Below are 9,738 nucleotides of genomic sequence, written 5' to 3' on the forward strand. Positions count from 1 at the left end.
CACCTGTTGTCTTCGGCGCCACACGATCGGCGGTGATCGAGTCAAAGACGCCACCGGTGTCCTGACTCCCCTCTCGGCGCAAGCCCCAACTTCTATTGCTGGTAGCCGCCTTACGGGAACAAACCCCAGTCAACCCCACCGATGAAATCGCGCCATTGCGTGCGAAGACGATCACAGGACCAGGCTTGCGACCGCCCCGTCAACTACGACAGGATCACCCGTGAACGCCCCCAGCTGAAATGGCTATTACTGGCTCTAACAAAAGCTGTTGATCATGTGACTGTCGGCTTGTTCGCTCGTTGCTCTGATCGTGGGGAAGAGACAGCGGCGGCCGTGGATCGTGTCGGATGAACTGTGGTCGCTGATCGAGCCGTTGCTGCCGGAACCGGCCCCGAAGCAGGTCGAAGGACGACCTCGAGTGCCGGACCGGCAGGCCCTGTGCGGGATCCTGTTCGTGCTGCACACCGGGATCCAGTGGGAGTACCTGTCCCAGGAGCTGGGCTTCGGCTCGGGCATGACGTGTTGGCGGCGCCTTGAAGCCTGGAACGAGGCCGGTGTCTGGGACCAGCTGCATGCGGTGCTGCTGAAGGAGCTGCGGTCGAAGCAGAAACTGGACTGGTCACGGGCGGTGATCGACTCCTCCCACGTTCGGGCCGCTCGGCGAGGCCCAAAAGCGGTCCCAGCCCGGTCGACCGCGCACGGCCGGGCAGCAACGGCTTGAGGATATCGCTGGCGAGGCTCTGCTCACCTTCACGCGCTGGGTGTTGATGCAGATTCCGTTGAGTCCCCTTCCTGCGGAGTAGCAGGTTCAATCGGCCGACCGCAGCCGCTCGACCAAAAGGCCGCGTTCGAAGCGAGCTCCGGCCCGGACGAGGGCGACGAGGTGGGGTGCGTTCACCGCTCGCCATCGCTGCTGGGCGGACTCGACGAGCTTCAAGACCATGGCCAGGGCGGCGGTGCGGGAGCCGGCACCTCGGGTGACCTTGGTCCGCAGCCGGACAGTGGAGAACGTGGACTCGATAGGGTTCGTCGTCCGCAAATGAATCCAGTGCTCGGCAGGAAAGTCGTAGTACGCCAGCAACTGTTCCCGGTCGTCGGTGATCTTCTTGACCGCTTTGGGGAACTTTGCGCCGTAGAGCTTCTCGAACGCCTTGATCGCCGCCTCGGCGCGGTCGCGGTCCTCGGCGTTGTCGATGTCCCGGATCCTCGGCGGCGGCGAAGTCGGCCAGGTGCCGCTTGAGGAGCGACCAGATTCCCTCGGCCGGGTTCAGCTCCGGTGCGTAGGAGGGCATCTGGAAGATCTGTAACCAGTCCTTGTGCTCCTCGGCGAAGCCGGCCAGCTCCTTGACCAGGTGCACGTTCAGGTTGTCCCAGCACCACACCACCGGGGTGCCGAGCTGGATGTGGGTCATGACGATCAGATCGCGGTACTGGCGCCAGGAGAACGCCTTCGGCTCGCCCCGGCGCCCGTGCCAGATGTGCAGCTTGAAGAAGAACCGGGAGCGGTGTCCGGCGCGGTAGCAGACCACGCCGGCGATGTTGACCCGTCCCCGGTTGCGGCCGCGCACCCGCACCACCGGCCGGGCTCCGCGCGGTGCCCAGGTGTGTCCCTTCGGCGGCCTCAGCCCCTGGCCTGCCTCGTCCTCGAAGCAGATGTGGGCGCCCAGGTCCGCCGCGGTCCTTTTACCTGCGGCCACACCTCGGCCTTCCACACCTCGATCGCCTCGTCGTCGCGTTCGATCGCCCGCCGCAGGGGCACCTGCGCGGACCAGCCGTGCCGCCGCAACAGCTTCCACACGCCCTGGATCGTGTACCCGACGTGGAACATCCGCCCGATCAGCAGCTTGACCCGCTTCAGCGTCCACCCCTGGAACTCGTCGTCCCAGCCGTGCGCGAGCGGGCCGCGCTTCAACTCCCGCTCCAGCCGCTCCCATTGCCGGAAACTCAGCCGTTCCACCGAGGCCGGCCCCTTCGAGCGCAGGGCGTCCGCCCCGCCCTCCTCCCACTCCCGCCGCCAACGTCGCACCGACCGCGACGTCACCCGAAGCTCCCTCGCGACGGCCTCGCTCTTCTCACCGCGAGCGAACCGCTCGGCCGCCTCAAGGCGCACCCGCTCCCGCTTTTCCTGCTCCTTGGGCGTCAGCCCGCCCCCATGCGCGTACCGCATGACGACGTCGTACCGCAACGATCAAGAACCGTCACGGGCCACGGACTCCGCGAGTTCAACCTGAGTACTCGGCAGGGCGGGTCCGCCGACAGCCACAGCCCCCACACCTGCACCGCGGCGGTCGTAGAAGCGGCAGCGCCCAGCCCGACGCATGCCATACCTCGACAGCCGAGGTGTCAGCGGCCTGCCGCTCATGCACGACGACATCGCTCTCGCCTCTCCCTCCTACGACAAGAAGCCCAGACAGGGGCGAGCCCACCCGTTCACGGCGGCCCTCACCACCTCAACTTGCCCCGCGCCCCTACCCCAACCACTTCTGCGAGGACACCAGCAGCCGCTCCATGCAGCCGTCCGCTTCTCCCCACGCGGATTGATCCTGCCCGCCACCTCCCTGACCTGCGACAACACAGCCAGGTACACCAAGACGGACCAATTCGACCCGGATTCGACCCAGCACGCCCTTGCGACAGCACTGACCAGTCTTGAACTGCCGGAATGTAAGTTCTGCCGGTGTACCGCTCAAGAACCGGCAAGAAATTGGTGCGTTCACCAACAAGAATCCCACTTCCGGACAATCACGACAGCACCACGATCGGACGTGCTTGCCAAACACATCAGCGGCCACCTCTGGAGTGATCCGCCCAGCGGAGTCACTCCGCAGCCGCTTCCAGTGATACGCAAGGCGGATGGCAAGGCCCTGACCAGCTCTTTCGTAGAGATGCTTCCGTCTGACAGAAGCTGCCTTGCGCGGCAACCACGGCCGTCGGGACCCTGATCCCAACCACGGCACGCGGGGCGGCGGCCCCGCCGACAGGGACGGGAACGCCATGCCTCACATGACCGCCTTCGCCAGGAACCAGTGGTACGTCGCCGCCTACAGCCACGAGGTCGGGCGCGAGGAGTTGCTCGGCCGGACGATCCTGGGGGAGCCGCTCGTCTTCTACCGCACCGAGGACGACGGCACCCCGGTCGCCCTGCACGACCGCTGTGTGCACCGCCGCTTCCCGCTGTCGGAGAGCCGACTGGACGGGGACCGGATCGTGTGCGGCTACCACGGGTTCACCTACGACACGACCGGTACGTGTGTCTATGTGCCGGGCCAGAAGCGCATCCCGCGCACCGCCCGCGTCGCCTCCTATCCGGTCGTCGAGCAGGACTCGCTGGTGTGGGTGTGGATCGGCGACCCGGCGCTCGCCGACCCGCTGACCATCCCGCGCGCGCGGCACCTCGACTCCCCCGACTGGGTCACCGTCCGCGGCATGGAGCCGATCGACGCCGACTACGGCCTCCTCGTCGACAACCTCCTCGACCTGTCCCACGAGACGTATCTGCACGGCGGTTACATCGGCACTCCCGAGGTCGCCGAGACGCCGATCACCACCGAGGTCGACGAGGGCGCGGGGATCGTCCGGGTGAGCCGGCACATGGACGACGCCGAGTGCCCGCCGTTCTACGCCCGTTCGACCGGCATCGAGGGCCGGATCACCCGCTGGCAGGACATCGAGTACCACGCGCCCTGCCTGTACCTGCTGCACAGCCGAATCGCCCCGGTGGGCGTGCTGCCCGAGCCCGACGGCAGCGACCCGAACGGCTTCCACACCGAGATCACGTACGCGATCACCCCGTCGGCCGACGGCAAGGTGTACGACTTCTGGGCGGTCTCCCGGGACTTCGCCAAGGACGACGAGGAAGTCACCACGTTCCTGCGGGACTTCAACCACACGGTCGTCATGCAGGACGTCGACGCGCTCAACCTGCTGCAGAAGACGCTCGGCACCGAGCGCGCCGGCTACCAGGAGCTGAGCATCAACATCGACACCGGCGGCCTGGCGGCCCGCCGCATCCTCGCCCGACTGGTCGAGGAGGGCGACAAGCCCGTGGAGAAGGTCCAGTGACCACGCCTTCTTCCTCTGCGACCCGCGAGATCTACCGCATCGACTGGCTGCCGGGCACCGACGTCCTGCACGGCACCTGTCACTGCGGCGCCGAGCACACGGCCCAGGACCCGGTCGGGATGTGGGAGTGGATGCTCGGCCACCCCGAAGGACACCAGCCGCAAGGAAACACCTCATGAGCGTGTACGAAGCCGAACTCGTCGTCGACCGCCGGGACGCGGCGGCGGACGGCGTGCTCGGCCTCACCCTGCGCCACCCGCTGGGCGAGCAGCTCCCGGCCTGGGAGCCGGGCGCCCACATCGACGTGGTCCTCGGCCCGGAGCTGGAACGGCAGTACTCCCTGTGCGGCGACCCGGGCGACCGCACCGCCTGGCGGATCGCGGTGCTGCGGGAGCCGGCCGGGCGGGGCGGGTCGGCCCACGTGCACGAGCAGGTGGGGCAGGGCGACAAGATCCGGGTGCGCGGGCCCCGCAACCACTTCCGCCTGGAGCCCGCCGCCCGCTACCGCTTCGTCGCGGGCGGGATCGGCATCACCCCGGTCCTGCCGATGCTGGCCGCGGCCGAGGCGGCGGGCGCCGAGTGGTCGCTGCTGTACGGCGGGCGGACCCGCAACTCCATGGCCTTCACAGAGGAGTTGGGCCGGTACGGGGACCGGGTGACGATCGCCCCGCAGGACGAGACGGGACTGCTGGACCTCGGCTCCGTACTGGACGACATCCCCGAGGGCACCCTCGTCTACTGCTGCGGCCCCGGTCCGCTGCTGGACGCGGTGGAGGAGCGGTGCCCGGCCGGGGTACTGCGCGTGGAGCGGTTCCAGCCGAAGGCCCAACGGGCGGATGAAAACGCCGGGTTCGAGGTCGTACTCGCGCAGAGCGGCCGCACCCTCACCGTCCCGCCCGACGTCTCCGTGCTCGACACCGTGCGCGCCGCGGGCGTCGAGGTGCTCTACTCCTGCACCGAGGGCACCTGCGGCACCTGCGAGACCGACGTCCTCGAGGGCACTCCGGACCATCGCGACTCGGTGCTCACGGACGAGGAGCGGGCGGCCGGCGAGACGATGATGATCTGCGTGTCCCGGTGCCGGGGAGGGCGACTCGTCTTGGATCTGTAACTGTCAACAATCTTGTCAGCTTACATGACGTCCTTGATGATCGCCCAGACCAACAACGTTCCGGTCAAGGCGGTCGTCAACGGCGTCAACTCCACCGGCCTGGACGGCAAGGACCCGCCGGCGCGTACCCGTGGCAGCTGTCGGGCGGCATGCAGCAGCGGGTGGCGATCGCCCGGGCGCTGGTCTGCGAGCCCGACGTGCTGCTGATGGACGAGCCGTTCGGGCCGTCGACGCCCAGACCCGGGCCGACCTGGAGGACCTGGTACGGGGGCTGTGGCGGGAGCGCGGCATCACGATCCTGTTCGTCACCCACGACATCGACGAGGCCGTCTACCTCGGCGAGCGGTGATCGTCCTGTCCGCCTCCCCCACCGTCGTCCAGGAGCAGCTCAAGGTCGACCTGCCGGGCGAACGGGACCAGGTGCACACGCGGGTGGCCCCGCGCTTCGCCGAGCTGCGGACCCGTGTGTACGAGCGGATCCAGGCGGCGAAGCGCGGGGCGCCGGCGGTCGCGGAGCCGGCGGCGGCGGTCACGAAGTCTGATAGGCCTCCACTTCACTGAACTGGCCCGCCGGCCAGCCGGTGTTGGCGGTGACGGTCAGCCGCAGGTAGCGCAGGCTGGTGCCGCTCGGCAGGGGCACGGTGACCGTGTTGCCGGTCGCCGGGTCGAAGCGGTAGCCCTGCGAGCCGAGCACCGTCGAGTAGTTCGAACCCTCGCTGCTGCCCAGCACGGTGATGGTCTGGGTGCGGGCGCCCCAGGCAGACGACGGCGGCAGCTTCAGCACCAGCCGGCGCACGGCCTGGCTCGACCCCAGGTCGACCGTCCAGGACTGCGGGAAGGCGTTGTTGGTCGACTCCCAGTAGGTGTTCGCGTCGCCGTCGACCGCCTTGCCGGGCGTGTAGACATCCTGGGAGCCGCCGGCGGTGGCCGGGCGGCCCTTGGCAAGGTTGCGGTTCGGGTCGGGGTCCGGGTTGCCCTGGCCGGGCTGCGGCCAGGTCGAGCAGTCCGACCAGGTGCTGCTCCAGCCGGAGTTCCCGCCACTGTCGGTGAGCGTGAAGCTGCCCGAGCCCGCCGGATACGGGCAGTTGTAGATGCCCGCCGCGCCCACACCGGTGGCGGTGACGTTGCGGAATCCGGCGGCGCCCTGCGCCTCGGCCTGCACGACGACCGTGCCGGTGTTCTTCACGGTCGCCCCGTCCACGGTCACGCCCTTGACGGGGTATCCGTGGCCGCCGCCGGAGACGAACTCGAAGGCGCTGTACGGGCTGTCGGTGATCGTGGTGTTGGTGATGTTGACGGTGGCGTTGATCGCGCTGTCGTAGGAGTCGACGCGCAGCGCGCCCATCGGGTGGTTCCAGTTGGGGTTCATCGCGCCCGTGCGCACCAGCGTGTTGCCGTCGACCGTGATGGTCCCGGCCAGCGGATTGAAGGGGTCGAGGAACTTCTGGTTGGAGATCGCGATGCCGCTGCCGAGGGCGTTGGTGTCGGAGATCAGGTTGTTCTTGACGGCGATGTCCGTGCCGCCGTAGATCGCGATGCCGTTGGCGAGGTTCGGCTGCGAGATGGTGTTGTTCTCGAAGCTGCTGTTCGTGTCCGGCGCGTACAGCGACCACATGGCGAGCGAGTCGTCCCCCTGGTTGCGCAGGAAGTTGTTGCGGACCCGGACGCCCTTCGCCGTGCCGTTGAGGTCGAGGCCGTCGGCGGTGGTGTCGAGGATGCGGCTGTTCTCGACGACGAGGTTGTCGTTGTTGCCGGTCAGCCACAGGCCGACCTTCAGGTGCTGGATCCACATCCCGGAGACGGAGGAGTTCGGCCCCAGCGAGCCGTTGACGAAGTTGTCGGGGCTGGAGTCGACACGCTCGGTGACCTCGCCGATGACGGCGAAGTCCTTGATGTGGACGTTGCCGGAGGAGCCGGACTGGTTGATGAAGCGGGAGGTGTGCACGACGGAGTACCAGCTGCCCGCGCCCTGGAGGGTGACGTTCTGGACGCCGTTCAGGGAGGAGGTCAGCCGGTAGTCGCCCGGCGGGATCCACACCACTGCGCCCTGCGCGGCGGCGATGGCGTCCCGGAAGGCCTGGGTGGAGTCGCCCTGGCCGCTGGGGTCGGCGCCCTTGGAGGTGACGGAGACCGATCCGGCGGGCTGCGTGGCGGCTGCGGGGACCTGCTCGAAGTCGGCGACGTCGACGGTGACCTGGACGTTCGTGGCCTCCAAGGCGATCTTGTCGCCCGCCTGGACGTTCTGGTCGAGCAGCAGCCGGGCGTTGTCGTAGAAGTGGTGGGTCTTGGCTCCGGGAATCCAGCCGGTGTCGATGTAGGAGTACCTGGAGGTGACGGCGAGCGTCTTGGAGAGCTTGGTGCCGTTGACATACACGTTCAGCGTGCCGGACTGGCCGTCGGGGACGCTGTAGGCGACGTTCACGGCGTTGGAGGCGCGCGGCACGGTGAACTCGATGCGCTGGCCCGAGGTGAGGCGGACGGCCTGGCGTCCGGAGGCCTCGGAGGCGAGGGTGCCCTGGGTGTAGTCCGGGCCGGTCTTCGTGCCGGTAGTGGTGGCGGACTCGGCCTCGACCGAGGTGAAGGGGAGGGTGGCGCCCGCGTCGGCGTGGGCGGCGGGCGCTGCGAGGGTGACGAGCATGCCGGCCGCGAGGGCGACGGCCGCGCCTACTACTGGCATGCACCTGACAGATCTGACCGTGGTGGTGCCATGCATGTGCTGATCCCTTCGTGGTGGGGGTGCGGGGATAGCGCGGTGCGAGTCGGCGGTCTTGGGTGCGCGGGCTCAGGCGGCGCGCAGCCAGACCGCCGTGTTCTGCGGGAGACGGCCCCGGTCGTCCAAGGGGCCGGGGCTCAGCAGGAGCTGGGTGTGGTCGGGCAGTTCGGCGGGCGTGGCGGCGAGGTTCACGACACAGCTCACGCCCGTCGCGCGGGTGAAGGCGAGGACGCCCTCGGGGGCGGGCAGCCAGGTGAGGGGGTCGTCGCCGAACACCGGACGGAGGCGGATCGCCTCGTGGTAGAGGGTGAGCATGGAGGCCGTGTCCCGTTGTTGACGGTCGACTGCGTACGACGCCCAGTCGGCCGGCTGCGGCAGCCACGGCTCCTCGCGGGAACCGAAGCCGGCATACGGTTCCTCGGCCGCCCACGGCAGCGGGACCCGGCAGCCGTCGCGGCCCGGGTCGGTGCCACCGGAGCGGAAGTGCATGGGATCTTGTATGCGGTCGACGGGGATGTCGGCCTCGGGCAGCCCGAGCTCCTCCCCCTGGTAGAGGTAGACCGCGCCGGGCAGGGCCAGCGACAGCAGGGCCGCCGCGCGGGCCCGCCGGGTGCCGAGGGCGAGGTCGGTGGGGGTGCCGAAGGCCTTGGTGGCGAAGTCGAAGCCGGTGTCCGCACGGCCGTAGCGCGTGACCGTGCGGGTGACGTCGTGGTTGCACAGCACCCAGGTGGCGGGGGCGCCCACGGGGGCGTGCTCGGCGAGGGTCTCGTCGATCGACGTACGGAGCCTGTCCGCGTCCCACGGGCAGGACAGGAAGGAGAAGTTGAAGGCGGTGTGCAGCTCGTCCGGGCGCAGATAGCGAGCGAAGCGCTCGCTGTCGGGCAGCCACACCTCGCCGACGAAGACGCCGCCGTACTCGTCAACGACACGTCGCCAGGAGCGGTAGATGTCGTGCAGCTCGTCGCGGTCGACGTACGGGTGCCGGTCACGGCCCTCGACGAAGTCGGGCAGCCGGGGATCCTTGACGAGCAGGGCCGCCGAGTCGATACGGACGCCCGCGACGCCCCGCTCGAACCAGAACCGCAGGATGTCCTCGTGCTCCTGGCGGACGGCCGGGTGGGCCCAGTTGAGGTCGGGCTGCTCGGGGGCGAACAGATGGAGGTACCAGGCGCCGTCGGGCAGCCGGGTCCAGGCCGGGCCGCCGAACTGCGACGTCCAGTCGTTGGGCGGGAGTTCACCGTGGTCGCCGCGGCCGGGGCGGAAGTGGAACAGCTCGCGCTCGGGGCCGCCGGCGCGGGCGGCACGGAACCAGGGGTGCTGGTCGGAGACGTGGTTCGGCACGATGTCGACGATCGTGCGGATGCCCAGCTCCCGGCCTCGGCGATGAGTTTCTCCGCCTCGGCGAGGGTGCCGAAGGCGGGGTCGATGGCGCGGTAGTCGGCGACGTCGTAGCCGCCGTCCTTCATGGGTGAGAGCCGCCCCTGCTCGACCAGGGCCGTCAGCCCGTACAGCCGCGATCGCCGCCGCAGGTCCGTACGACCTCCACGAGGTGCTCGTTGCCCGCGAGCGCCAGCAGGCCGAGGTGGAAGCGCAGGTCCGCCTCGACGTACGCGATGAGGTCGCCGGCCGAGGCGGAGGTGACGATCTCCTGGGCGACCGGGCGCAGCGCCTCCAGGTCGGCGGGGTCGGCGGTGGTCGCCAGCGCCGCAGTCGTCGGGATCTCTATCAGGGACCGGATGTGCGTGTACTCGTCTAGGTGTTCTGTCCACGGAGGTTGGTGACAGCGATCACTGACGTGTGATCTTGAAATGGGTGAGGGCCTTCTGGCCTGGTGTGGATTGCGACATCTACC

At 69.1% G+C, this 9,738-nt stretch carries 5 protein-coding genes and 7 pseudogenes; 6 read left to right on the forward strand and 6 right to left on the reverse strand.

Features of this window, described 5'->3' with window-relative positions; all coding sequences use genetic code 11:
• Nucleotides 1-310 precede the first annotated feature (310 nt).
• A pseudogene (locus ABZV31_RS34045) lies at nucleotides 311-711 on the forward strand (IS5 family transposase); the annotation flags it as partial.
• Nucleotides 712-750: 39 nt separating this feature from the next.
• Here ABZV31_RS34045 and ABZV31_RS34050 read toward each other — a convergent pair.
• The 3 genes and pseudogenes from ABZV31_RS34050 to ABZV31_RS34060 form a co-directional block, all read right to left on the reverse strand.
• A pseudogene (locus ABZV31_RS34050) lies at nucleotides 751-1,204 on the reverse strand (transposase); the annotation flags it as partial.
• A 61-nt stretch (nucleotides 1,205-1,265) separates the two neighbouring features.
• Nucleotides 1,266-1,712: pseudogene (locus ABZV31_RS34055) on the reverse strand (IS630 family transposase); the annotation flags it as partial.
• Nucleotides 1,622-2,167: a winged helix-turn-helix domain-containing protein gene (locus ABZV31_RS34060; protein ID WP_355900719.1), complete on the reverse strand. Its 546-nt coding sequence runs from the start codon at nucleotides 2,165-2,167 to the stop codon at nucleotides 1,622-1,624. The pseudogene ABZV31_RS34055 and the gene ABZV31_RS34060, both read right to left, overlap by 91 nt.
• 827 nt (nucleotides 2,168-2,994) lie before the next feature.
• On the opposite strand from ABZV31_RS34060, the gene ABZV31_RS34065 reads away from it, so the two are divergent.
• The 5 genes and pseudogenes from ABZV31_RS34065 to ABZV31_RS34085 all read left to right on the forward strand — a co-directional run.
• Nucleotides 2,995-4,062, forward strand: a complete 1,068-nt coding sequence (locus ABZV31_RS34065; protein WP_355900720.1) for an aromatic ring-hydroxylating dioxygenase subunit alpha — start codon at nucleotides 2,995-2,997, stop codon at nucleotides 4,060-4,062.
• Nucleotides 4,059-4,241, forward strand: coding sequence for a hypothetical protein (locus tag ABZV31_RS34070; RefSeq protein ID WP_355900721.1), 183 nt, complete (start codon nucleotides 4,059-4,061; stop codon nucleotides 4,239-4,241). The genes ABZV31_RS34065 and ABZV31_RS34070 overlap by 4 nt, the downstream gene beginning before the upstream one ends.
• Nucleotides 4,238-5,173: a PDR/VanB family oxidoreductase gene (locus ABZV31_RS34075; RefSeq protein WP_355900722.1), complete on the forward strand. Its 936-nt coding sequence runs from the start codon at nucleotides 4,238-4,240 to the stop codon at nucleotides 5,171-5,173. Before ABZV31_RS34070 ends, ABZV31_RS34075 begins: the two co-directional genes overlap by 4 nt.
• Nucleotides 5,174-5,191: 18 nt before the next feature.
• Nucleotides 5,192-5,287 (forward strand): annotated as a pseudogene (locus tag ABZV31_RS34080) (nitrate ABC transporter substrate-binding protein); the annotation flags it as partial.
• A 2-nt stretch (nucleotides 5,288-5,289) separates the two neighbouring features.
• Nucleotides 5,290-5,734, forward strand: a pseudogene (locus tag ABZV31_RS34085) (ATP-binding cassette domain-containing protein); the annotation flags it as partial.
• Here ABZV31_RS34085 and ABZV31_RS34090 read toward each other — a convergent pair.
• The 3 genes and pseudogenes from ABZV31_RS34090 to ABZV31_RS34100 all read right to left on the reverse strand — a co-directional run.
• A complete protein-coding gene (locus ABZV31_RS34090) occupies nucleotides 5,703-7,886 on the reverse strand; it encodes a discoidin domain-containing protein (RefSeq protein WP_355900723.1) in 2,184 nt (727 codons plus the stop codon). The pseudogene ABZV31_RS34085 and the gene ABZV31_RS34090 sit on opposite strands and share 32 nt — an antisense overlap.
• A 69-nt stretch (nucleotides 7,887-7,955) precedes the next feature.
• Nucleotides 7,956-9,361, reverse strand: a pseudogene (locus ABZV31_RS34095) (alpha-amylase family glycosyl hydrolase); the annotation flags it as partial.
• A pseudogene (locus tag ABZV31_RS34100) lies at nucleotides 9,359-9,642 on the reverse strand (FCD domain-containing protein); the annotation flags it as partial. The pseudogenes ABZV31_RS34100 and ABZV31_RS34095, both read right to left, overlap by 3 nt.
• Nucleotides 9,643-9,738 lie beyond the last annotated feature (96 nt).

The sequence above is a fragment of the Streptomyces sp. NPDC005202 genome (assembly GCF_040608235.1).
GTDB lineage: Bacteria > Actinomycetota > Actinomycetes > Streptomycetales > Streptomycetaceae > Streptomyces.